At 52.3% G+C, this 306-nt stretch carries 1 pseudogene; it reads left to right on the top strand.

From position 1 onward, the window contains the following. Nucleotides 1–139, top strand: a pseudogene (locus P0G09_RS18105) (heavy-metal-associated domain-containing protein); the annotation flags it as partial. Nucleotides 140–306 lie beyond the last annotated feature (167 nt).

The following is a 306-nucleotide window of genomic DNA, read 5'->3' on the forward strand; positions in this document are numbered from 1 at the left end:
GGCACAGGCAACCGTCAGCTTTATGACCCAGAAGATGAAGGTCGAGTTTGCTGAGGGTGCAGACCCCCACGATACCATGGTGAACGTTCTGGCTGCCTGCAAAAAGGTCGTGGACGACTGCGAGATCTTTGATATCTGAGGAAACAGGGGTTTGTAACTCCGGTGCGGCTCCCCTGCGGGGGAGCTATTTGTGACGCATTTTACGGGCAGAACGGCCCAAAAGCCGGTGTGGGAAACTGTGGAAAAGAAAACGGATTTTCAACAGTTTCCACCGGGTTTTCAACAGCTTCTGCGAAAAAGTGCAAA

The sequence above is a fragment of the Faecalibacterium sp. DFI.5.82 genome, from assembly GCF_029076575.1.
In the GTDB taxonomy this organism is placed as follows: Bacteria; Bacillota; Clostridia; order Oscillospirales; family Ruminococcaceae; genus Faecalibacterium; species Faecalibacterium duncaniae.